The organism is Pseudomarimonas arenosa, assembly GCF_014841215.1.
Lineage (GTDB): Bacteria > Pseudomonadota > Gammaproteobacteria > Xanthomonadales > Xanthomonadaceae > Pseudomarimonas > Pseudomarimonas arenosa.
This window is the reverse complement of the sequence record NZ_JACYTR010000050.1, coordinates 1-23,556: the sequence shown is the minus strand read 5'-3', so window position 1 is coordinate 23,556 and position 23,556 is coordinate 1. Positions and strand designations below refer to the sequence as shown.

At 62.9% G+C, this 23,556-nt stretch carries 17 protein-coding genes; 9 read left to right on the top strand and 8 right to left on the bottom strand.

What is annotated here, in order from left to right:
* The first annotated feature begins 220 nt into the window (after window positions 1–220).
* Entirely contained in the window at window positions 221–1,723 is a 1,503-nt protein-coding gene (locus IFO71_RS16745) for an aminotransferase class III-fold pyridoxal phosphate-dependent enzyme (RefSeq protein WP_192030811.1), read from the top strand.
* 178 nt (window positions 1,724–1,901) lie between these two features.
* Here the strand turns inward: IFO71_RS16745 and IFO71_RS16740 are convergent, their stop codons facing one another.
* Window positions 1,902–4,724, bottom strand: a complete 2,823-nt coding sequence (locus IFO71_RS16740; protein ID WP_192030810.1) for a winged helix-turn-helix domain-containing protein — start codon at window positions 4,722–4,724, stop codon at window positions 1,902–1,904.
* Between the two features lie 443 nt (window positions 4,725–5,167).
* On the opposite strand from IFO71_RS16740, the gene IFO71_RS16735 reads away from it, so the two are divergent.
* Window positions 5,168–6,742 (top strand): S8 family peptidase, encoded by a 1,575-nt coding sequence (locus IFO71_RS16735; protein WP_225444729.1) that lies wholly within the window; start codon window positions 5,168–5,170, stop codon window positions 6,740–6,742.
* A 375-nt stretch (window positions 6,743–7,117) separates the two neighbouring features.
* On the opposite strand, the gene IFO71_RS16730 is transcribed toward IFO71_RS16735, so the two are convergent.
* The 4 genes from IFO71_RS16730 to IFO71_RS16715 form a co-directional block, all read right to left on the bottom strand.
* Entirely contained in the window at window positions 7,118–8,374 is a 1,257-nt protein-coding gene (locus tag IFO71_RS16730) for an alkaline phosphatase PhoX (RefSeq protein ID WP_192030809.1), read from the bottom strand.
* Between the two features lie 211 nt (window positions 8,375–8,585).
* Entirely contained in the window at window positions 8,586–9,140 is a 555-nt protein-coding gene (locus IFO71_RS16725) for an HAAS signaling domain-containing protein (protein ID WP_192030808.1), read from the bottom strand.
* A complete protein-coding gene (locus IFO71_RS16720; RefSeq protein ID WP_225444728.1) occupies window positions 9,137–9,520 on the bottom strand; it encodes a PadR family transcriptional regulator in 384 nt (127 codons plus the stop codon). Before IFO71_RS16720 ends, IFO71_RS16725 begins: the two co-directional genes overlap by 4 nt.
* A gap of 214 nt (window positions 9,521–9,734) precedes the next feature.
* The gene (locus tag IFO71_RS16715; RefSeq protein WP_192030807.1) at window positions 9,735–11,120 is read right to left on the bottom strand and encodes an FAD-binding oxidoreductase; all 1,386 of its coding nucleotides are present in this window, start codon (window positions 11,118–11,120) and stop codon (window positions 9,735–9,737) included.
* A 150-nt stretch (window positions 11,121–11,270) separates the two neighbouring features.
* On the opposite strand from IFO71_RS16715, the gene serA reads away from it, so the two are divergent.
* The gene (serA, locus tag IFO71_RS16710) at window positions 11,271–12,506 is read left to right on the top strand and encodes a phosphoglycerate dehydrogenase (RefSeq protein ID WP_192030806.1); all 1,236 of its coding nucleotides are present in this window, start codon (window positions 11,271–11,273) and stop codon (window positions 12,504–12,506) included.
* Here the strand turns inward: serA and IFO71_RS22525 are convergent.
* Complete coding sequence (locus tag IFO71_RS22525) at window positions 12,503–13,840, bottom strand: diguanylate cyclase (RefSeq protein ID WP_192030805.1); 1,338 nt, start codon at window positions 13,838–13,840, stop codon at window positions 12,503–12,505. The two genes, serA and IFO71_RS22525, sit on opposite strands and share 4 nt — an antisense overlap.
* A 12-nt stretch (window positions 13,841–13,852) precedes the next feature.
* The gene (locus IFO71_RS16700; protein WP_192030804.1) at window positions 13,853–14,809 is read right to left on the bottom strand and encodes a GGDEF domain-containing protein; all 957 of its coding nucleotides are present in this window, start codon (window positions 14,807–14,809) and stop codon (window positions 13,853–13,855) included.
* A gap of 105 nt (window positions 14,810–14,914) precedes the next feature.
* Here IFO71_RS16700 and IFO71_RS16695 point away from each other — a divergent pair, with 105 nt between their 5' ends.
* From IFO71_RS16695 to IFO71_RS16680, 4 genes are all read left to right on the top strand, one after another.
* Window positions 14,915–15,373: a hypothetical protein gene (locus IFO71_RS16695; protein ID WP_192030803.1), complete on the top strand. Its 459-nt coding sequence runs from the start codon at window positions 14,915–14,917 to the stop codon at window positions 15,371–15,373.
* 18 nt (window positions 15,374–15,391) lie between these two features.
* Window positions 15,392–17,179, top strand: coding sequence for an acyl-CoA dehydrogenase C-terminal domain-containing protein (locus IFO71_RS16690; protein WP_192030802.1), 1,788 nt, complete (start codon window positions 15,392–15,394; stop codon window positions 17,177–17,179).
* An 87-nt stretch (window positions 17,180–17,266) separates the two neighbouring features.
* Entirely contained in the window at window positions 17,267–17,755 is a 489-nt protein-coding gene (locus tag IFO71_RS16685) for a GNAT family N-acetyltransferase (RefSeq protein ID WP_192030801.1), read from the top strand.
* Window positions 17,756–17,938: 183 nt separating this feature from the next.
* A complete protein-coding gene (locus tag IFO71_RS16680) occupies window positions 17,939–18,541 on the top strand; it encodes an HNH endonuclease (RefSeq protein ID WP_192030800.1) in 603 nt (200 codons plus the stop codon).
* Here IFO71_RS16680 and IFO71_RS16675 read toward each other — a convergent pair.
* Entirely contained in the window at window positions 18,538–19,485 is a 948-nt protein-coding gene (locus IFO71_RS16675) for a hypothetical protein (protein ID WP_192030799.1), read from the bottom strand. The genes IFO71_RS16680 and IFO71_RS16675 overlap by 4 nt on opposite strands.
* 881 nt (window positions 19,486–20,366) lie before the next feature.
* On the opposite strand from IFO71_RS16675, the gene IFO71_RS16670 reads away from it, so the two are divergent.
* Together IFO71_RS16670 and dxs are read left to right on the top strand one after the other, a co-directional pair.
* On the top strand, window positions 20,367–21,401 hold the full coding sequence (locus tag IFO71_RS16670) for a hypothetical protein (protein ID WP_192030798.1): 1,035 nt from the start codon (window positions 20,367–20,369) through the stop codon (window positions 21,399–21,401).
* Between the two features lie 85 nt (window positions 21,402–21,486).
* Window positions 21,487–23,391: a 1-deoxy-D-xylulose-5-phosphate synthase gene (dxs, locus tag IFO71_RS16665; RefSeq protein ID WP_192030797.1), complete on the top strand. Its 1,905-nt coding sequence runs from the start codon at window positions 21,487–21,489 to the stop codon at window positions 23,389–23,391.
* Window positions 23,392–23,556: the final 165 nt, after the last annotated feature.

Here is a 23,556-nt window from a genome sequence, read left to right as displayed (position 1 = left end):
CACACTTCTGGCAAGCCGAGCATTATCGGCCGATCCGACCCCTGCCGTCACCGCCCGCGCCCGTTTTGCTGCCATCACTCGGCGCCTGGCCGGGCTGTGGGCACCGCCCATCGGGGTGGTGGGCGTGATGGCCCAGTGATAGCATGAGCGGCTTAATTTCACCTTTTCAAGGCGTCGCGGCGACTCGGCGCGCGCCTTGCCGTTCCATGCTGGAGGCGCCATGACCCTGATCGAGAAACTGAAAGAACTTCGCCAATACGGCGGCAGCATTCGCTCCAACGGTCTGGATGACGCCACCATCGAACGCTTTGCCGCGGGTTATCCGGAGTTGGGTCAGGCAATCGAGGCCGCCTACCAGGCCCACCTGAGCCTGCGCGGCGGCGAATTCGAGAACTTCCTGCGTGCTGACGAAGAGGATCAGATCCATCAGGCCCAGTCCGGCTTTGTCAACTTCTACCCGGATGATGCGGTCAACCCATACGTCGCCCTGGCTGCCCGCGGCCCCTGGATCGTCACCCTGAAAGGCGCGGTACTGCATGACTCCGGTGGCTACGGCATGCTCGGCTTCGGCCACACCCCAGCCAAGGTGCTGGAGGCCATGGCGAATCCGCAGGTGATGGCCAACATCATGACCCCGAGCCTGTCGCACATGCGCTTGACCAGCGCATTGCGCAAGGAGATCGGTCAGCGTCGTGGCGGCTGCCCATACAGCAAGTTCCTCTGCCTGAATTCGGGTTCGGAATCGGTCAGTCTGGCCGGCCGCATCGCCGACATCAATGCCAAGCTCAACACCGATCCGGATGGCCGTCATGCCGGCAGGCAGATCAAGCGTCTGGCCGTGAAGGGCGCCTTCCACGGCCGCACCGAACTGCCGGCGATGTACTCTGACTCCACCCGCAAGACCTACGCCCAGCACCTGGCCAGCCACAAGCTGCACGACCCGCACCTGGTGGTGATCGAGCCCTACTCGGTCGAGCAGCTGAAGAAGGCGTTCGCCGATGCCGAGGCCAATGGCTGGTTCTTCGAGGCCATGTTCCTGGAACCGGTGATGGGCGAAGGCGACCCGGGCCGGCAGGTGACCCCGGAGTTCTACGCTGCCGCCCGCGAACTGACCGAGGCGCACGGCACCTTGTTGCTGGTCGACTCGATCCAGGCCGGCCTGCGTGCCCATGGCGTGCTGTCGATCTGCGACTACCCGGGCTTCGAGAGTCTGCCGGCGCCGGATATGGAGACTTACTCCAAGGCTCTGAATGCCGGTCAGTATCCGCTGTCGGTGCTGGCGGTCAGCGAAAAGGCCGCCAACCTGTATCGCAAGGGCGTCTACGGCAACACCATGACCGCCAATCCGCGCGCCATGGATGTGGCCTGCGCCGTGCTGGCTCAGCTGACGCCTGACGTACGCGACAACATCGTCGCCAAGGGCAGACTGTTCGTTGAGAAGTTCAGCAAGCTGAAGCAGGAACTGGGCGGCGAGATCACCAAGGTGCAGGGCACTGGCCTGCTGTTCAGCTGCGAGCTGGCAGCGCACTTCAAGTGCTACGGTGCCGGTTCGACTGAGGAATACCTGCGCGAGAAGGGTCTCGGCGTGATCCACGGCGGGGTGAACTCGCTGCGCTTCACACCGACCTTCACCATTACCGAGGGCGAAGTCGAGCTGATCGTCGAAGCGGTACGCGACGCCATCCTCAATGGCCCGCGCAAGCCGCAGTCACAGGCGGCCTAGCCCGGATATTTCATGAGGTCGCGCCGAAATATCCAGGCTAGCTAACCTGTAATCCGACGCGCCGGGTGCGCCAAGACGCGCACCCGGGCGTCCGTGGATTCAAGCGGGATGTGTGACACCTGAGATCGCCGAAGGGTGCATCGGCCGGCCGTAGGCTGGGCGGCGTCGCCGCTTACGGTCAGAGCTTGGCGCCGCTCGCGGCCAACCGATCTTCAGGTACGGCGATCGGCTGAATGCCACGCAAGCCGCTCTCAGCCAACAGCGTGCTGTGCTCGCTGCGATTCAGCGGATCAATCAGCAGGCGAGCCACTTCAGCCTCGACCTGCATCACCACATCTTCCCGGCGTCGTGAATCGGCGGCGAGTTGCTGCAAGGCCTGCACTGCCAGCGCACTGTGGCCATGTGCGTGATCCCGATACGCGGCCAAGAGCCTGAGACCAGACTGCAGCTGCCAGTCATCCTCAGCACCTCGCTGCGTTGCTGCCTGCAATGCCGAGGTCAGTGCCGGGCGGTCGCCTTGTATCAAGGCAATACGCGCCTTGATCAGTGCAAGCCCAGCCTGCTCACCTGGCCCGCCCACGGCCGCCAGCTCGACCGATAACTGCTCAGCCAGCGGAACAGCCTGTTCAAGGGCGCCAGCCCGGGTCCATAGATCCAACAGGTCCAACTTGATTCCGCGCCGATCAAGCACAGCCGGCACCTCGGCCAACCTGGACTGTACTCTGTGCAGGCCTTGCAAGGCGCGCGCTCGATCGCCGGCAAACAAAGCGACGCGCGCTTGTCCGAGCTCGGCGATGAGTCGGTATACCGGTGCTTCTGAGCGTGCACAGCGCTGGAACTCACTGTCCGCCCGACTCAGCTCGCCGGCGGTGATGGCCAAGCTACCGCGAGCACAGAAGCCCAGCGCCTGCACCGTGGCGGCATGTGCTCCGTCGGCCTGAAGCACCTGCAGAGCCGCATCGGCACGCTGTCTGGCTGCTTGAAAGCGACCACGGCGCCATTCCAGGGCAGCGGAGAAATGCTCCAGCCAGAACGCCGACTCACCTTGCGGCCCAAGTTCGCGCACGCGCAAGAGCCGCTGTTCGGCGGCGCTGAAGTCCCCCGCATCCAAATCCAATCCAACAACATCCAGTTCCATCCGCAGCAGCAAGCGCTGGTTGCCCACCGCCTCGGCCACGGCGCGGGCCTCGTCGTGTCGCCGTCGGAAGCTGAACAAGTCACCGTCGCGGTAATGGCGGAACGCTGCCATCAGCAGGGCATGGATCTCGACCTGCCGGTGTCCAACCTGACGAGCCCGCGCCAATAGCGCGTTAAGGGCCTTGTCGGCTTGTTCTGGTCCCGCCAGATTGGCGCCTTCCAGACGTGCCAAGAGGGCACGCAAGGGATCGCCGCCCTGCTCGAACAGCTCGGCGGCGCGTTGATAGCGCTCATCGCGGGTGATGCCGCGCTGATCGATCATCTCGGCGGCCGCAAGATTCAGCTCGGCCTGGCCTTGTTCCAGCGGCCAGCCCGCCGACTGTGAGCGCTGCAAGGCCCAACTGGCCGCTTCCCGGCTTCGAGCCGCATCGCCCAATTGCAACATGGCCTGCGAGCGCATCAAGGCCGCGCGCACCTGAATCCACAGCGGCTGATCATCGAGATCCGCCCGCTTCATGCGTTCGAGTGCTTCGGTCACCTGGCCCCGCTGCAACAGCATGCGCGCCGATTCAAGCGCGAACTGAGCACGCTCCGGATAACGCTGCTCCAGCGCACGATACTGCTGCAGTGCCAGCAGGTCGTCACCGTCCAATTCGGCGGCCAGAGCACGAACCCGCCATTCGAGATCGCCGGGTAGCGGACCAAGGCGGGCGCGACCGATCTGCAGGTGATGGCGTGCTGCCTGCACCTCACCCAGCTGCCCCAACACCGAGGACAGCTGCAGTCGCAGCATGCCCCAGTCCGGAACATCGGCAGCCAGCGCCTTGCCGATCTCGGCGGCATCCGACCAGGCGAACTTCTGCTTGGCGCGCACGAATTCCACATAACGCTTAGCTTGGCCTGGGCTCAAGTGAGCGCCTTGAAGATCATCGCGGGTTCCCAGCCCCCACCAGTCGTTGACGACTTGCCCGGCGAGCGCAGAAAGTGCCGCCGGCAGGTCTGCTTCACTGACCTCCACGCCGGCCTGCCGCGTGCCGCTCTCGCCTTGCAAGGTCGCCTGAACCTGCCAATGACCGGCGCGATCGGATGATTCCCGCGCCGACACCAGCAGCAATTGCAGCGGCGTGTCGTGATCGAGATTGCGCGTGACTTGCTCCGGGGTCAGCACTTCCAGACGCGGCGACAAGGACAACGGCCATTCCACCAGCGCCCGCAGCAAGGTCGCAGGCCACGGCACAGCCTCGGCGTGTCCGGCGCGCTCAATCTCGATCAGCGCAATGACCGGCGCAGGCTGCGAGAGCTGCGGCCCCAGCCGCAACCCGCCTCCCGCGACGACCACCAGCACCAGCAGGGCAGCGATCATCGCGAAACGCCGCACACCACGCCGCCGGTCTGGCGGTTGCGGTCTGCTACTGTCCGGCGCAGTCCCGGTCACGCATCGAGGTTGGCGTGCAGGCCGGTGGCTTGTGTCCGCCGAAGGAATCGAAATCTGCGCTCCGTACATTACCTCGGCCGACAGCGGCCTGATCTCGCAGCCCGACTCGAACACGTAGCCGCGTTTGGCGACGGTGCGAATCCAGTGTCGCCGCGTCGGTCCCAGCGCGCGACGCAAGGTCCAGATCGCCTGCGACAGATTGGCATCCTCCACCACTACGCCGGTCCACACCGAGTCGAGCAAGTGCTGACGGCTGTGCAGTGAGCCAGGAGCCGTTAACAGCAGGCAGAGCAGGTCGAAATGACGTTGCGATAGCTCGCGGGTGCCATCGGCATCGATCAGCTGGCGAAAGCGCAAGTCGATCCGGAGATCATCGAGTTGCAGACGCGGACAATCATCCGGCCAAGGCGGATGGCGAAGGTCGGCCACGGCAGTCCTCACTCTGAACGGCGGCGAAGGATGGGGCAGACGTCCCCCGCTGCCCGCGACCCTGGTTGTAACGCGGCACGACCAGCAGCGCATTTTGCAGCGCAACAAATCTTATCGCGCCGTTCGAGCGAGAAAAGCGGCCAGAGACCGCAGCAACGGGATAAATGCCCAATGATCAGCGCAGATCGAGATCGCACCCGACGCTGCCGTCCGCCGTCCTGGTGGTTCAGATCGGTGCGGAGGCGGCCCGGTTTGCGCTCGATTGCCGCCGAATTGCAGCCATTGAGAAATTTTTGAGATTTTTCTGAGCGCTTCATCGATGCGCGAGAAGCGCACAACCCCTATCCCTGGCTCGATCCCGCGCAGGTTCGCCGCGGGTGGCCGGTGTCTGGCACCGGGAGGGAAGCGAGCCTTCACATATTGTTTCAAAGGGGAATTGGGGAATGAATATGCAACGTACGCTACTGGCGTCGGCGATGTGTGCCGCGTTGGGTCTGGCGGTTCAGTCAGCGTCAGCCGCCGATCTTCGGCTGGCGCAACAACCTGTGCCGGGTCGCTACATCGTGGTGCTGAAGGAAGATTCCGCGCGACTGGCCAGCGAGGCATCAATCGCCAACCGCCGGCACATACCGGAGGTGGCGCAGGTCGCTCAGCAGATCGCCGCGCAAAGTCCGGGGCGTCGGATGCGCGTCCTGCAAAGCTTCAACGAAGCCCTGCGCGGCTTTGTTGCCAACAATCTCAGCGATGATGACATCGTCCGTTTGCTGGAAGACCCGCGCGTCGACTACGTTGAAGAAGACGGTGTGGTTCGCATCAACACCACGCAGAACAACGCAACCTGGGGCCTCGATCGCATCGACCAGGCCTCGCTGCCCTTGAATGGCACCTACGTCTACGACACCACGGCCAGCAATGTGCACGCCTACATCATCGATACTGGCATTCGCGCCAGTCACAACGACTTTGGCGGCCGGGTCAGTGGCGGATACAGCGCAATCAATGACGGCAACGGCACCCATGACTGCCAGGGCCATGGCACCCATGTCGCCGGCACCGTCGGCAGTGCCACCTATGGTGTGGCCAAGGGCGTGCGCCTTTATCCGGTACGGGTGTTGGGCTGCGACGGCTCGGGCACCAATTCCGGCGTGATCGCCGGCATCGACTGGGTGCGCACCAACCACAGCGCTCCGGCGGTGGCCAACATGAGCCTCGGCGGCGGCGCCTCCTCGGCAGTCGACAGCGCGGTGGCCAACTTGAGCTCGGCCGGCGTCACCGTCGTGGTGGCAGCCGGCAATGACAGCAGCAGCGCCTGCAACTACTCACCGGCCCGCGCACCGAGCGCGATCACTGTCGGCTCAACCACCAGTTCCGACAGCCGCTCGTCATTCTCCAACTACGGCTCCTGCCTGGACATCTTCGCCCCCGGCTCCAGCATTCTGTCGACTTCGAACGGCAGCAATTCGGCCACTGCCACGCTGAGCGGCACCTCGATGGCCTCGCCGCATGTTGCCGGTGCAGCCGCATTGTACTTAGCAGGCAATCCCAGCGCTTCGCCATCGCAGGTGACCAACGCGTTGATCAATGCGGCGGTCAGCAATGCGGTCGGCAATCCCGGCTCGGGCTCACCGAATCGGCTGCTGCAGACCGGTGCCGATGGCGGCACCAACCCGCCTGACCCGGATCCCGATCCGGATCCGCCGGGCGATGAGCCCTGCACCGCTTGCGCCAAATACAGCGGTTCGCTGAGCTACTCTGGCGACTACGACTATCAACCGGACGGCAACTATTACTACTCGAGCGGCGGCACCCAGCGCGGCTGGCTGCGTGGCCCGAGCAACGCCGACTTCGACCTCGAGCTACATCGCTGGAGCTGGTGGGGCTGGACCAAAGTCGCCCAGGGCATCAGCTCGAACAGCAGTGAGGATGTCACCTACAACGGCAGCTCCGGCTACTACATGTGGCGAGTGGTGTCGTACTCCGGCAGCGGGAACTACGACTTCTATCTCAGCATCCCGTAGTTCGAGGCCATAAAAAAGCCCCTCTCCCCGTGGGAGAGACGGATGTGCGTCGATATTCGCCGCACGGGTTTGCGCCCCGGAACTCCCTCCCCGATGTTCGGGGAGGGCTGGGGAGGGGTTTGGGAGCCGATCTTTGCCTGCCCAGGGAGCTCGCGTAGCGAGGTTCCTGGGTAGGGGTTGGGGTGAGGGCCGGGTATCTGCATCCATTTAGTCGCAGTCGGGCTTACTAGCTAGTGCCCGACGCGAAAGCCGGCGTTCCAAACCCCAAGACTTCAAGAGCAGGATCGTACATGTAGTACGTGAACAATGCGAAGCCCGGCGGCTCAGGCAATGCGGGAATCTCAGGCCACGCCCACCTCTCACAGCTTCACCCAACTAAACACGCAGCTTCGCCCAAGGGCCACGAATGGCCAGCGTCATTCCCGGCTTCTTGTGAATGTTCGCGAACAAAGTTCGACCATCGGGCGAGAAGGTCGCCCCGCACCATTCGGCCTGCGAATTGGCGGCGATGTGATAGGCCTTGCCAGCGGCGGTCAACCCAACCAGGCAGTTGGTGTGCTGGCCTGTGTCCTCACAAAGCACCAGGTCTCCCCAAGGTGCGATGGTGATATGGTCCGGCTTCATCAGCAAACCACCGGCACGTGCGGTGTACATCAGTTCGAGCCAGCCATGTGCTACGTTCGGCTCCTCGCTGTACTTGAAGATCTGACCGAGTCCCTCGGCGCCACCCGCACTGCAAACAAAATAGACGCCATCGGCGTGGGCCACGACGCCTTCACCGCGCACGAAGATCGCCGCCCCCTTAGCTTGAGCCTGCAGCCGCACGGTGTTCTGTTCCGGATCGGGCTCATCCACGTCAACCCATTCGCAGGCGTAGCGCTGACCTGGCTGCAGTGCGTCCTGAGTCGTATGCCGCGAGGTCGAACCGATCAGTTTCAATGCCTGCAATCGCCCACCCTTAGCAAGCTGTTTTCGCGCAGTCGGCAGGAAACGATAGAAGCAGCCGTTGGAATCGTCCTCGGTCTGATAGACAGCGCCGTTTCGATCGAATGCGATGGCCTCGTGACTGAAGCGCCCCATGGCCTTCAATGGCTCGGCCCGCTGCAGCGGCTGGAATGGGTTCACCTCAAAGTTGTAGCCATGGCGCTTGCCCATCATCCAACCTTCCTGCCCTGCTTCCTCGCTGCTGATCCAGGTACCCCAGGGCGTTTTGCCGCCGCTGCAATTGCGAATCGTACCGGTCAGGCTGAGGTAGTGCTGTTCGATCTCCAGCCGATCATTGAGCCAGATCGTGGTCGTGCCGCCACTGGCCGCCGGATCGTAGGCAAGATCCGGAATTGGTGAGGGTGGATCGAACGGAAAGTAGGTGGATATCTCGTGATTCCTTACTAACACCAGGTTTCCGCTGGGCCCGGTAAAACAACCCATGCCATCGTGGTAGTCGGGTACGACCTGGGCATCGGACATCAGGTCGCCGTGCTTGGAGATGACTCGGTAATCGAAGCCTGGTGGCAAGTCGCAGATTCCGTGTGGATCGGCTTGCAGCCCAGCCAGCACCCGCGGTGGCGCCGACGAACAACCGGACAAACCCTGCAATAGCTGTCCCAGTGTGACCACGGCGCCGGCCTTCACGGTCGCCCCCAGAAACCCTCTACGTCCGGCGCAGGGAAGAGTTTCCCCACCCAGTTGCGGCTTCACGCTGACCTTGCTCGCATGCTTTGAACGTGGATCAAACACGGCTTACTCCCAAGCTATTCCAGTCGCTGACGTATCGATGGCACGGCTCAGCGAACCGGATGGATAAGATGTATGAACTTCGCACAACGTCGAGCAATACCTTGGCTCAACGCTTGGGCTTGAGTACGGCGAGCAATCGCTTGGTTAACCAAGCAAGCGAAATGCCGCCCGCCAGTGCAATCGGCGCAAGGAGGTTGCCTAGCAGTTCGCGACTGTTCGCCGGTGAAGGTGACACCATACCTACCACCAGCGTTCGGCCGTCCTCGCTCGACCACAGCCCGACCGCCGCAGGTTCCCAGAGTTCGTAGGCGGCGAGTAGGACGAGCGCCCCACTCGTGATTGCACCCAGCACCGCAGTGGCCCAGAACAGCCCGCGAGTGGCCTGCTGCTTAACTCGCTGTATGGCTCGAAAACCGGTTGGTGGTGGCGTGCCCTGCAGAATGTGACCAACGTATTGGCTTGCCAATTCGCGCGGGGTGCCCAAGCCGGCCAGGATGGCCCTTGCGTCAGCCGACTGCCCGTTTGCGATCTGCTCCTCAAGTGCATCGTGCACGTGGCTTTCGATCTCGCGTACGACTTCATCGGCATCGGCCTTATCTAGTCGAGACAAGTAACTTGATAGGGATTTCAAGTAGTCATGGATCAGTTCTCGGTCGGTCATCTCGCTTGCACTCTCCGGTTGAGCGGCGCAGGGCCTGGGTGACTCAGCAGGTGTTCGATGTCGGCCACTCCGTTGCGCCAACGTTGGGTGAAGTCGGCGAGCCGGCGCTCTCCGAGTGGCGTCAGTTGGTAGTACTTACGCGGCTTACTTTCGCCCTCTTGCTTCCAGTGCGCATCCACTACGCCATCGCGACGCAAGCGATCGAGCAGCGGATACAGGGTTCCCTCGCTGATGGCGAATGAGTCAAAGCCCTGCATCAGCCCCAGCAGCTCAAGCCCGTAAAGACAACGCCCGCGCAGGGCAGCCAGGATCACCAGATCCAATGAGCCCTTGCGCAGCTGCACTTCCCACTTGGTACCGCTGTCGTCGGTTGCGGCCATCACCATTCCTCGCAATACAGAGTTACCTTGTACTGCAAGGTAACAATGCATTGCAAGCATTGCTTTTTAATTGTGGAGACGGTTCAAAGGCCGGTCGGGTCGAACGTGTGGAGGATTGGCCGGCGGTTTGCGGCGGCCTGCAGCGCGTCAAGACGCACTCTAAGAAGGATCTTGGTGAATAGACTGCTTCTTGGACGCACCAAGGACCGCCAGCCTAATCAAACACCTTGCCCGGATTCATCAGACCGGCCGGATCCACCGCACGCCGGATCTGCCGCATCAACTCGATCTCGGCGAGACTGCGAGTGCAGTCGAGATAGGGCTTCTTGACCAAGCCGATGCCGTGCTCGGCGGAAATGCTGCCGCCATGCTCTTGCAGCACCTTAGCCAGCAATTTGGTCACCTGCTCACAGGCGGCGACGAAGTCGGCCTGCGCCATATCCCCGGGTTTCAGCACATTGATATGCAGATTGCCATCGCCGATATGGCCAAACCAGACCACTTCGAAATCCGGATAGGCCTCGCCCAGCAGGCTCTGCGCCTCGGCCAGGAAAGCCGGCATGGCGCTGATCCGCACGGCGACATCGTTCTTGTAGGGCGTGTACTGAGCCAGACTTTCGGTGATCCCTTCACGCAGGCGCCATAGCGCTGCGGCCTGCGCGTCACTGGAACTGATAACCCCATCCAGCACCTGCCCCTGCTCGGCCAACTGCTCGAACGCGGCCAGCACAGCGGCCTCCTGCGCGTCGTCGGCACAGTCAAACTCGCTGACCACGTAGTACGGGTAAGTTTCCGCAAACGGCGCCTGGGCGCCGTGCGCCAGCACATGCTTGAGCGCGATATCGGTGAAAAACTCGAACGCTGATAGCGATAGCGCGCTGCGCAGCACGGCAAACACGTCCATCAGCACTTCAAACGACGGCAGCGCCAACAACATAACGTTTGACCTAGGCGCCGGATCAGTCAGCTGCAGGGTGGCTTCCACTACGATGCCGAGCGTGCCTTCGGCGCCAATCACCAGCTGGCGCAGGTCGTAGCCACTGGAGTTCTTGATCAGGCCGCGATTGAGATCGAGCAGCTCGCCTTGTGGCGTGACCAATTTCAGACCGGCGATCCAGTTACGCGTATTGCCGTAGCGCAGCACCCGGATGCCGCCGGCATTGGTGGCGATGGTGCCGCCGATCGCACAACTACCGCGCGCGGCAAAATCGACCGGGTAGATCAGGCCCTGCTCACGGGCGGCGTTCTGCGCCGCTTCCAGCGTGATGCCCGCTTCAACGGTGAGGCTGCGGTCGATGCGATCGAAACTCAGCACTTTGTTCAGTCGTTCGGTGCTGACCACCAACTCGCCGTGAGCCGCGACCGCACCGCCTGAGAGCCCGGTGCGCCCACCAGAAGGCACGATGGCAACCCCGAATTCGCTGGCCCAGCGCATGATGCCCTGAACCTCCTCTACCGACCCGGGCAGGGCGATCGCCAGCGGCGCCGGGGTCCAGCGCCGGGTCCAGTCGCGACCGTAGAACTCAAGATCAGCCGGCTCGGTTTTCAGACGAAGATCGGGGAGACGCCGACGCAGCGCGTCGAGAGCATTGCCATTCATGGGCGTTTCGGAGTGCCTTGGGCGTGGGTGGCCATCTCGCCAAGACTGCCAGTCCTTATGCCGATCGTCCATATGCTGCGGCGCACCAGAGCGGTCGAGTTCTGGCATAGTCAGCAGCCCTGCCTTCGCCCACGATCGCCCGTCACCACCATGAAGAAGACCTCCTTTCCCCGCCAGGACATCCGTGTATTGCTGCTTGAAGGCGTCAGCCAGAGCGCGGTGGAGGCCTTTCGCAATGCCGGCTATACCCACATCGACTACCACCAGAAGTCGCTGCCAGAGGCTGAGCTGAAACAGCGCATTGCCGACGCTCATCTGATCGGCATCCGCTCACGCACCCAACTGAGCGAAGAGGTGCTGGCCGAAGCGCGCAAACTGATTGCGGTAGGCTGCTTCTGCATCGGCACCAATCAGGTCGATCTCAGCGCCGCCAAGGCAGCCGGCGTGCCGGTGTTCAATGCGCCCTATTCCAACACCCGCAGCGTTGCCGAACTGGTGGTGGCCGAGGCCATTTTGCTGATGCGCCGTATCCCGCAGAAGAATGCCGAATGCCATCGCGGTGGTTGGTCGAAATCGGCCGCCGGCAGCTTTGAGGTGCGCGGCAAGACCCTCGGCATCGTCGGCTATGGGCATATCGGCACCCAGGTCGGGGTACTGGCCGAGTCGCTGGGCATGCGGGTGATCTATCACGATATCGAAACCAAGCTGGCGCTCGGCAATGCCAGCAGCGCCGGCAGCCTGGACGAGTTGCTGCAGCGCGCCGACATCGTCACCCTGCATGTACCGGAAACGCCACAAACTCAGATGATGATGGGCCAGGCGCAGCTAGCCAGGATGAAACGCGGCAGTGTGCTGATCAATGCTGCGCGCGGCACCGTGGTCGATATCGATGCCCTGGCTGCGGCCCTCAGCGCTGAACACCTGGCTGGCGCGGCGATCGATGTGTTCCCGGTCGAACCGAAGGGCAACGACGATCGCTTCGAATCGCCCCTGCTCGGCATGGACAACGTCATTCTCACCCCGCACGTCGGCGGCAGCACGCTGGAAGCGCAGGACAATATCGGCCTGGAAGTCGCCGCCAAGCTGATTCGCTACAGCGACAACGGCAGCACGCTGTCAGCAGTGAATTTCCCCGAAGCCTCCCTGCCCGAACACCCCTCGGCCCTGCGCCTCTTGCACATTCACAAGAACGTGCCCGGCATGCTGTCGCGGATCAATGAGATCTTTTCACGCGAGAACGTCAATATCGAAGGTCAGTATCTGCAGACCGACCCGGAAATCGGCTACGTGGTGATCGATGTCAAGGTCGACGAGGCACGGGTGACGGCACTGCGCGAGGCGCTGGCAGCGGTGCCGGGCACCTTGCGCACGCGGGTGTTGTACTAGCCCTGTTCACAGCGATTGCGCCCGCCATTCTTGGCCTTGTACAACGCCTGATCGGCACGCTCGATGACCTGATCGGGTTCGTCGCCAGCGGCGAAGCAGGCCAGGCCGGCCGAGGCGGTGATGCGAATCATGGCGGCGCCGCTGCTGATGCCCATGCGCTCGACCGATTCGCGCACCTTCTCGCACACTTTTAGCGCCATCTCGACCGGGGTGTCGATCAGCAACATGACGAACTCCTCGCCGCCGTAGCGGGCCAGGAAATCGGTCTCGCGCACGCTGCCGCTCAAGCTCTTGGCGAAGGCCTTGATCACCTGGTCGCCGGCCGCATGGCCATGGGTGTCGTTGACCGCCTTGAAGCGGTCGATATCCCACAACACCAGGCTCAACGGTCGACCAAAGCGCTTCCAGCGCTTGAACTCCAGCGCGATACGCTGATTGAAGGCGAAGCGATTCGGTACGCCGGTGAGGGCATCGGTGGTCGCGTTGGCGTGTTCCCGGGCCAGCGAGGCCTGCAGCTGGCGGGTTTCGCTTTCCAGCTGCTCGACCCGTGAGCTCATGCGTTCGGCACGCTGGCGGAAATTTTCGGCGCGCTCGACTTCACGCGACTTGAACTGAGTGAGATGCTGCTGCATGGCACGCAGACGCTGACTGACCTGGGCCTGCAGGGCCGGCAAGTCACTGGCCGAACGCACGCTTTGCGCCAGCTCGCGCACCTCACCCTGCATCTGCTGGTCCAATTCGTCGCGACTGACGGCGGCGGCTTCGCGCTCGGCGCGATCGCCGCGCAGAAATCCGACGAACTCGTTGAGCTGACTATCGACCTGGATCAGCAGACGCTGCACGTCGGCCTTCTCGATCCGAACATGCTCACGCTGCGCCGACAGCACATCGGCCAGTTCGGTGCAGACGCTGGCCATTTCGCCAACCTTGCTCGCGGAGCCGATGCGATTACCGAGCTCCTGCACACGCTCGCTCAGCGAACTGTCGAGTTCCAACTGGCCCAACACGGCGTGCAAGGCAGCCTTCAGCTCATCACTGCTGGGCGGCTCGACCGAGGTCTTGGCCTTGCTCACCGCTGGCGTGTCGGCGTTTGCCACCGCATCGGTCAGCTGATTGAGCAAGGGCTCCAATTCGCGCTCACCGTGATTCTTGCGCATCGCCTCGCTGGTGCGCTCAAGCACCCGATCGAGTGGCTCGCTAAGCCCACGCGCTGCCAACGACAGTCTCAGGACGATCCGGCGCAGCAATGACTCCAACCGCTCGAACTGCTTGGCCTTGGCTTCACCTTCCTGTTCCAGGTCTTCGTAACGCTGACGCCAGACGTCGGAATTCACCGTCTACCTCGCTCAGGCCGAGCGGCCATGCCGCTTCTTGTGTTCAATCAGCAGCGCATCGGCTTCGGCCAGCGCCTCATCCAGCGAGCCCAGCACGCCCGCCCAACTCCAGGTCAAGGTAGCGGCCACCCGGGCGCGGTCGAGTGCGCCGCGAATGCGCTCGACCACCTGTGCCGCGATGCTGTGGTCGATGCCGCCGAGCAGCATGGCAAACTCATCGCCGCCCAATCGCGCCACCACATCGCGAGAGCGAATCTGCGTGCTCAGTACCCGTGCCAGACGGCGGATCAGGGCATCGCCGGCGTCATGACCCTCGCTATCGTTGAGCCGCTTCAGGCCGTCGAGATCGACCAGCACCACCGCGGCGGCGCTGCCGGTGCGGGCAATACGCCCCTGCTCCTGCTCCATCGCCAGTTCCCAGCCGCGCCGGTTCAGCACGCCGGTCATCGGGTCGGTGCGCGATTCGAGCTCGGCCCGCTCGGCACGGCGGCGAGTGTCTTCAATCAACTCTTCGTGGGCCAGATGGGTGGTGATGACCTGTGCAGCCGAATGAAGTCGGGCGATCATCGCCTCGACCGGAATCGACTGCGGCTGCGGGTCAAAGCCGCAGATCGTGCCGAACAACTCGCCGCGGCCGTCATGGATCGGATGGCCAACGTAGCACTTGAATTCAAAATGCTGCTGCAGATCGGCGTTCTGATAAACCTCGACCTCGGCCACATTGCCGGCCACCAGCGGCGCCTCGCCCGCCGCCATGTGCAGGCCCGGCGTGGCATGCCAGCGAAACACTGCGCCTTTGGCAAAACCGTAGGCCGAGTCAAGCACGGCCAGCGGAATCCAGTTGTCGCCCTCAACCTTGGCCACCACCCACAGGCCGAGATCGGCGCTCGGCGCGATGAGCTGCACCACCGCCTCAGCTGCCTGCTCCAAGGTGGAAAACGGGGTGACGACGCCGGTTGCCCTGTTCATTCGCTGGCCGAACACTCTCTGAATTAACAGACCTGGAGCACTCGCCGCCAATCGACGAATGCCTTGTTATGCTTCAGCGCAGTATACGTCGAGCCCTGGATCGCCATGCACCTTCGATTGTTTGCCGCCCTGTTGATGATTCTTTCACTCGCTGCCTGCGCTGGCGGGCCGCCGAAACGCGTGTTTCCACCCGAAGTCAGCTTGCAGGAACTGCGCGTTGAGGGCGATCAGTGGCTGGCGGTGATCCGGCTCAACAGCTTCAGCGATTTGCCAATGACGCTCAATCGACTGGAGGGCCAGATCAGCCTGGCCGATGGCCCCGCCATGCCAATTCTGCTCAGCAGCGAAGTCAGTGTTTCGGCGCGCTCGGTGGAACTACTGGAATGGCGGTTCAGGCCTAGCGCTGAATGGCGCGCCGTGCTCGACTCGACGATGGAGTCGCGGCGCAGTTTGAAGTATTCGCTCAATGGATCTGTGCGATTCAGTGAGCCCAAGCGTGAGTTCGACTTCGAATACAGCAGTGCGCTGGCGCCGGTGCCCGGCCTGCCCGGCGTGCTGCGCTGAGTTTCTTTGGAGAATGCGATGAACAAGTATCAAGCCCCAGTCAAGGAAATGAGCTTCGCCCTGTTCGATGTGGTGCAGGCGGACAAGGTGTTCGCCGAGCTGGGCGCCGACAGCGCCAGCCGCGACATCATTGAAGCAGTGCTGGAAGAGAGCGCCAAGTTCACCCAATCGGTGCTGGCGCCGATTTATCAGAGCGGCGACAGCGAAGGCTGCCGCCTGGATGTCGCCAGCGGCTCGGTGAGCACGCCGACCGGCTTCAAGGAGGCCTATCAGCAGTTCGTCGAAGGCGGCTGGACCGGACTGACCGCACCCGAGGCCTACGGCGGCCAGCACCTGCCGGAAACGGTGGGGGCCCTGGTCAAGGAAATGATCGACTCGGCCAACCTGCCCTGGGGCAACTACCCGTTGCTTTCACACGGCGCCACCGAAGCGCTGAAGCAGCACGGCGAGGAGTGGCAGCGCGCGGCGTTCCTGGCCCCCATCGTGGAAGGCCGCTGGACCGGCACCATGTGCCTGACCGAGCCACACTGTGGCTCGGATCTTGGTCTGCTGAAGACCAAGGCCGAGCCGGTTGCCGACGGCAAGTACGCCATTTCAGGTACCAAGATCTTCATCACCGGCGGCGATCACGACCTCACCGAGAACATCGTCCATCTGGTGCTGGCGCGCCTGCCCGACGCCCCCGCCGGCACCAAGGGCATCTCGCTGTTCATCGTGCCGAAGTTCAAGGTGGCTCGCGACGGCAGCATGGGCGAACGCAACCCAGCGGTCTGCGGCTCGATCGAGCACAAGATGGGCATCCATGCCTCGGCCACCTGTGTGATGAACTTCGATGGCGCCGAGGGCTATCTGATCGGCACTGCGAACAAGGGCTTGAATGCGATGTTCACCATGATGAACACGGCCCGCCTCGCCGTCGGCCTGCAGGGCCTGGGCCTGATCGAACGCGCCTACCAGAACGCCTCCGCCTACGCGCTGGATCGCCTGCAATCGCGCTCGCTGAGTGGCCCGAAGCGGCCGGACAAACCGGCCGATCCGCTGATCGTGCACCCGGATATCCGGCGCATGCTGTTGACCTGCCGCACCCTGGCCGAGGGCAGTCGCTATCTGGCCCTGCAGGCATCATTGCAAGTCGACATTCTCGAACGCAGTGAATCGGCCGAAGCGCGTCAGGCGGCGGATGAACTGCTCGGTTTCCTGACTCCGATCGTCAAGGCCTGTCTCACCGAGTGGAGCGTGGAGTGCACCTATCACGCGCAGCAAGTGTTTGGCGGCCATGGCTATATCGCCGAATGGGGCATGGAACAGCTGGCTCGCGACGCCCGCATCACCACAATGTACGAAGGCACCACCGGCATTCAGGCACTCGATCTGCTGGGTCGCAAGACCATTCAGCTGCAGGGCGCCGGCCTGAAGCGCTTCCTTGGCCTGGTGGTGGAGTTCTGTTCCGGCCACACCAAGAATGTCCAGCTGGCCGAGTTTGTCGCCCCGCTGGCGCAGATGGCGCAGGAATGGCAACAGCTGACCATGGAAATCGGCAAGGCCACCATGGAGAACCCGGACAATCTGGGCGCCGCCGCGGTGGACTACCTGTTCTTCTCCGGCTACGTCGCACTGGCCTACTGGTGGGCGCGTGCGGTGGAGGCAGCCGATCGCAGCGGCAATGCTGAACTGGCGGCACGCAAGCGGGCCCTGGCGCGCTTCTACTTCCAGAAGATTCTGCCGCGCACCTTCAGCCACGCCGCCGCCATCAAGACCGGCGCGGCCAGCCTGATGGAGCTGGACGAAGCCGCTTTCGTCGCCTGATTTAGCTTGCGTTTGCGCCCGCCCTCTTCCCTCGGCGGGCGCAACCGGCATAATGGGGCGTCCACCCAACCCAAAAAGTTTGGTCGCATGCACATCCAGGCAGGGGAGCTTGAGTTGTTGGTCCGCGCTGCTGGCGCGGACGATGACGAGTTTGTCTTGGGGCTGGCGCCCCGTTTCGTCGACTTCGAGCTGCCCAAGTGGCGGCGACGCAACGTGGTGTTGGAGGGCATCAAGAAGGACCTGATCCGGCACCTGGAAGACCAGCCGCCTGGCTCCTTCATGTTCATCGCCGAAGACGACAGCAGCGGCGAGCGGGTGGGCTTCGTTCACCTGCAACTGGTGACGGATTTCTTCACTGGCCACCAGAATTGCCACATCTCGGACTTGGCCGTGGTGCCGGAAATGGATGGCAAGGGTATCGGCCAGGCCTTGATCAAGTACGCCGAAAGCTTCGCCCGCGAACACCGCTGCGAGCGACTGCAGCTGGCTGCTTTTCCGGGCAACGAGCGCGCCATCGCGACCTACGAGAAAGCCGGCTTCGGGGTCGAAATGTTACGCATGGTGAAGCCGCTGTGAGCGGCGGCGGAGTCGATGCCCGACTCCGCCACCCCACCCCCGCTACCACCGAATTTCAGCGCCAGCACGCCGTTGGGCGTGCTTGTCATTACGGTTTCATCAAATTCGTTATGCTTGGCCTATGCGGAGGACGGCGTGCCCCTGGGTGCGTCGAGCCTGCCTGCCCTGAACCAGGAGGATCGTATGCCCTTGGAGTTGGTGCACACGGCGAGCGCTGAACGGCAAAAAGCCCGAGTGCTGTCGCTGGACGCGAATGGACGCATTCTCGATTGGATGTCGTGGCAAGACGCCACCTGCCTCTACGTGCGCGATGCGGTGGCGTGGACGATCGGCTCGCCCTGCATGACCATTCACGGTGGCTGGCAACGCAGCACCGGCAAGCAGAGCCTGATTGAGCTGCATCCCATCGTGGCCTCACGCGGGCGCGCCCGCCCGACAGCGCTGGACCCGACCCCGGCGCTGACCAATGCCGCCCTGTTTGCCCGCGATCAGCATCTTTGCCTGTACTGCGGCCAGCAATACGGCAAGCAGCAACTGACCCGCGATCACGTGGTGCCCATTTCGCGCGGCGGCAAGGACCGTTGGGTGAATGTGGTCACCGCCTGCATCCACTGCAATGTGCGCAAGCGCAATCGCACCCCGGCCGAGGCCGGCATGCCCCTGCTGGCGGTGCCCTATCGGCCGAGCTGGGTCGAGCACCTGATCCTCTCCAACCGCAATATCCTGGCCGATCAGATGGAATTTCTGCGCAGCCACCTGCCCAAGCGCTCACCGCGGCTGGCCTAGCTGCGGCGTAGGGACAGTAAATACTCTGCATAGCGCTGTGCATCATTCAGCACTTGCGGAGAGACGGTTCGCGAGTAATAACCAAAGACCGACTCACCCTCTCTGCAATTGGAAGGAAAACACGACAGGATCACGGCAAGCGAACCCGGCTCACAGGTGACGGGTGTCAGCCGACAGTAGGCAAGCATGTTCCCAACTTGGCGGTATGTCGACGGATGGACAGGATCGCGGAAAATCGGCCTAAAGCCTTCAGGCGGAAACGATCTCGCTAGCGGGGACTCGCCCACGAATGATTCTGCGGCAAGAAAGAATGCGGTAGGGCTGTCAGTTGTAGACAGAACTTCGGTGAGGCCGTCCCGTACTGCAAGAACCGTAGACTCGTCGGCGCCCTCAGAAAGGTCCATGGCGTCTAGGATGATCGCCAAATCCGCCTCCAAGAGGTCGGCGCGCAGTGACTCTAGGCTCGATGCGGTCACCTCCTCCACATCGAGGCCGCTGGAGCAAAAGCGCTGGCGAAACCGATCGACCAACGCTGCAGATCGGAGATGCTCATCCGACAGCACCTGAGAGTCCGACGTCCGCATTACGAAATCCACCATTGACGTGGAACCAGTTCCGGCACTGACTGCGAAGAAATTGCAGATGTCCGTACCGTGTCGAAGCAGCTCTCGTTGATCCAGCATGCCGGAGGGAGAGTCGGGCTTGGCCGATTGAATTGCCGCCATAGAATCCGCAACCCACCGAGTGCCGCCGCTCGAAAGGGCAGCCGAGGCGGAGGCTGATTGATCTGCCATCCGGCTTGCTTTCTCGACAATCAACGAGCGGCCTTGATCCGCGTTCAGTACCGCCAGCTCAACCTCGAGCTCTTGGCTCCGTGACAGGTAAAAGGCGGCCGATGTTGCAACCACGGCTACACACGAGAGCTGGACGAGACGTTTCGACATATCAGGCTGCGCTATTTGCACTCTGAGATTGGCTTGACCCCGAGGGTTCCGAATGTACTCGTCACCACAAAGCTCTCCTGTTGACCATTGTTGTAGCTAATCACCCATATCGAGCCAATCCGCGCAAATGGACTGCGAGCCCTTATGGATTGGGCAGCGTTGGCAAGCCGGGCTTCGAAGTCTATTGAACAATGGTACCCCTCTTGGGCAGACGGCACTTTGGTGCCTCCTCGACCAGCGCCACCTCCTCCGCCCCCGCCAAGAACGCGACGAAACACCACGAAGACATCGCCGGCCTGACCCACACCAGCTGTCACGGTGACTTGAGGCATACAGTGTGTGTTTGAAGCTATGCTATTTTCCTCGGCCGGAGCAGGCTTCCGTTGGTCTGAACCTGCTTCGCGGGGACTGATTCGGAGCGGTTCATGGCCTGGACCAGTGCCGCCGCCTCCGCCAAAAAACGACGCCGGGATGTAGATATCACCCGCTCTCATGGGCTCCGTTTGGGCCCAACCGCTCCAATGCTCCTGAGTCAATACCCACTGCCGAATTCGCCAGTTCCATTCGTAGATTCCGAGGTTCTTGTCAGAACAATCGGCCCAAGCACTTTCACTGACGCAAAAAATGATGGCGCAAAAAAAGGTGAGCCTGACTGTCCGAGTCAACATGCTATGAACGCTCTAGGAAACGAAGGCGCGAATTCTCTTTTCCTTCACATTTGCGTCAACCCCCCTTCACATGCCTGCCGCGTTACGCCTCAGGTGGCTGCTAACGAGCCTGTCCCGGCGGATGATGCTGGCCAATTGCGCAATTGACGCCAGACCGAGCATCATCAACACTGCGCGTCCGGCGCCAGGCCGGCGTGGTGGGAGAGGTGGCAGATGGGGCGTGCGCGCACCTTGGCTCTTTGCGGGCTGGATAGCGGTGAAGAGCAAGCGGTTCGGGACTTTTTTGCCGGTGCTGTGAAGCGCTGCGGCATTCCCTGGGCCCTCGTTTCGGAAGCCGATGCCGACGCTCTGCTGATCGACGTTGACTCCATGTACGGACAAATGACCTGGCTGCGCGCCCGCGGCGGCCCGCGGCCAATCGTCGCACTCACGTCCGCGGTTCGCGCCGATGCCGACTTCATGCTTCCAAGGCCAGCCACCGAGGACGGTCTGGCCCACGTGCTGGGCATGCTGACTGAACGAGTAGCTGCACCTACAGCAGCCGCCGAACCAATTGCCCCGGCGACTCCGGCCGCAGCGCCTGCCAAGCCCGCCAAAGCGGCCAAGAGCGAGCCGCCCAAGCCTGCGCCTGCACCTGCGCCCGCCCAGGCAGCGGCACCCGAACCGGAACCGCTGCCCGAACGTGACCTGCAGCTGGTCGACTACCTGCGCAACCAGCTGCTGCCGGGCCCGGTGCGACTGCGCGGCGCCGAGCCAGCCCTGCTGATCGATCCGATTGCAAAACTGTATGTGGGCGGCACCCCGCTCAAGCCCTATTTGCCCCTGGCGCAGCGCAAAGTAATCGATGCCGATCATTGGGATGCCATCACCTCCGGCGAATTCCAGCGCCAGGCCAACGACATCGGCAGCCAGCCCTTGGCGCGTCTGCTTTGGATTGCTGGTCTTGGCTGCGGCCAGGGCGAACTGCACTATGACTTGCAGGCCGCCTCGCGCTTCAAGCTGTCCAAGTACCCCACCACCGAGCGCGAATTTCCCAAGCACATCCGTCTCGCCACGGCGATGCTGAAGCAACTCAGCACGGTCGAGGAGCTGGTTGCCGGCAGTGGGCTGGACAGGACCGACGTCTGTGACTTCATCAATGCCTGCCACGCGATTGGCCTGGTCGAAACAGACCAACCCGCCGCTGTGCTGGCCGCCGCTGAGCAATCCAAGGGCGGTCTACTGAGCCGGTTGCGCGGCAAGCGCTGAGCCGCAGCAGAACGGAATCCGGCGTTTTCTTGCTCCAAACGGCGCAGTGCCGGAAAATTACCGGCTCGCCTTTGATTTCAGATCCATGATCGACGCCCAGCGCTATCCTCTGCTGGCGCGCATCGACAGCCCCGCTGAGCTGCGACGCCTGCCCGAAGACCAATTGACCGCCGCTGCTGACGAGTTGCGCCGCTATCTGATCGAATCGGTCGGCAAGTCGGGCGGCCATTTCGGCGCCGGCCTCGGCGTGATCGAGCTCAGCGTGGCTCTGCATTGGTTGTTTGATACGCCCAGGGACCGCATCGTCTGGGACGTCGGCCACCAGTGTTATCCGCACAAGATCCTCACCGGTCGTCGCGACCAGATTCATACGGTGAAGCAGAAAGACGGCCTAGCGCCTTTTCCGCGGCGCGAGGAGAGCGAGTACGACACCTTCGGCGTCGGCCACAGCTCGACTTCGATTTCCGCGGCACTGGGCATGGCCGTGGCCATCGCCCGCAAGGAAGCCGACAACCGGGTCATCGCGGTGATCGGCGATGGCGCGATGACCGCCGGCATGGCCTACGAGGCGCTGAACCACGCCGGCGGGCTAAGTCCGGAACCGAATCTGATTGTGGTGCTGAACGACAACCAGATGTCGATCTCGGAGAACGTCGGCGGCTTGACCAAGATGTTCGGTCGAATGACCGCCAGCCGTGCCTTGAATGCCGTGCGCGAGAGCGGCAAGCGGCTGTTTGGCGACAAGAACCGTCCGGCCGCACGCTTCATGCGTCGCTGGGAAGAGCACTGGAAAGGCATGTTCGTGCCCTCCACCCTGTTCGAAGAGATGGGCTTCCACTACACCGGCCCGATCGATGGTCATGACCTGCCGGCACTGATCAATGCCTTGCGCACCCTGAGCAATCTGCAGGGCCCGCAGCTGCTGCATGTGCTCACCACCAAAGGCAAGGGCTACGAGCTGGCCGAAGGCGATCAGATCGAATATCACGCGGTTTCACCGTTTGATCCTTCGGTCGGCCTGGTCAAGAAATCGGCACCGGCCAAACCCACCTATACCCAGATCTTCAGCGACTGGCTGTGTGATATGGCGACGGCCGACCAGCGTCTGCTGGGCATCACCCCGGCGATGCGTGAGGGCTCGGGCCTGGTGCGCTTCTCCAAGGAGTTCCCCGAACGCTACTTCGACGTGGCGATTGCCGAACAGCATGCCGTCACACTGGCCGCCGGCATGGCCTGCGAGGGCAGCAAGCCGGTGGTGGCGATTTACTCCAGCTTTCTGCAGCGCGCCTACGATCAGCTGATCCACGACGTCGCCCTGCAGAATCTTGACGTGCTGTTTGCGATCGACCGCGGCGGACTGGTCGGGCCTGATGGCGCCACCCATGCCGGCAGCTTCGACCTCAGCTTCCTGCGCTGCATCCCCAACATGCTGATCATGGCGCCGGCCGACGAAGCCGAGTGCCGCAGCATGCTTAGCACCGGGTTCCAGCACCAAGGGCCAGCGGCGGTGCGCTATCCGCGCGGCAGCGGACCGGGCGTGGCGGTGAGCGCACAGCTCGACACCCTGCCGATCGGCAAGGCCGAAGTGCGGCGCCGCGGGCAACGTCTGGCCCTGCTGGCGTTCGGCGCGATGGTGCCGGCCGCGGCACAGGTAGCCGACGAGCTCGATGCCAGCCTGATCAACATGCGCTTCATCAAACCACTGGACGAAGCCCTGCTGCGCGAACTTGCACTCAGTCATGAGGGCCTGATTACCCTGGAGGACAACGCCATCATGGGCGGCGCTGGCAGTGCGGTGCTGGAATTCCTCGCCCGCGAAGGTCTGTCGGTGCCAATCCTGCAGCTGGGCCTGCCCGACTACTTTCAGGAGCACGCCAGCCGCGAACAGGCGCTGGCCGAAGCCGGACTCGACCCGGCCGGCATCAAGGCCGCCATTCTCAAGCGCTGGCCCAGCGCCCCGAGCCTGAGCGCCCGACAGGCGGCAGGCTAGAATCCGGGCATTGCCTGGCCCCGCATGAAATATGCGGGGTAGCCCGGATATTTCATGAGGGGGCGCGGATGATCACCGAGGACTTTGCGTCGAGTGCAAGGCGCGACGAGCCCAAGTGGTGGGCCCACTTGGGCGAGATCGGGACGCAGTCCCGCGCAGCTGCGA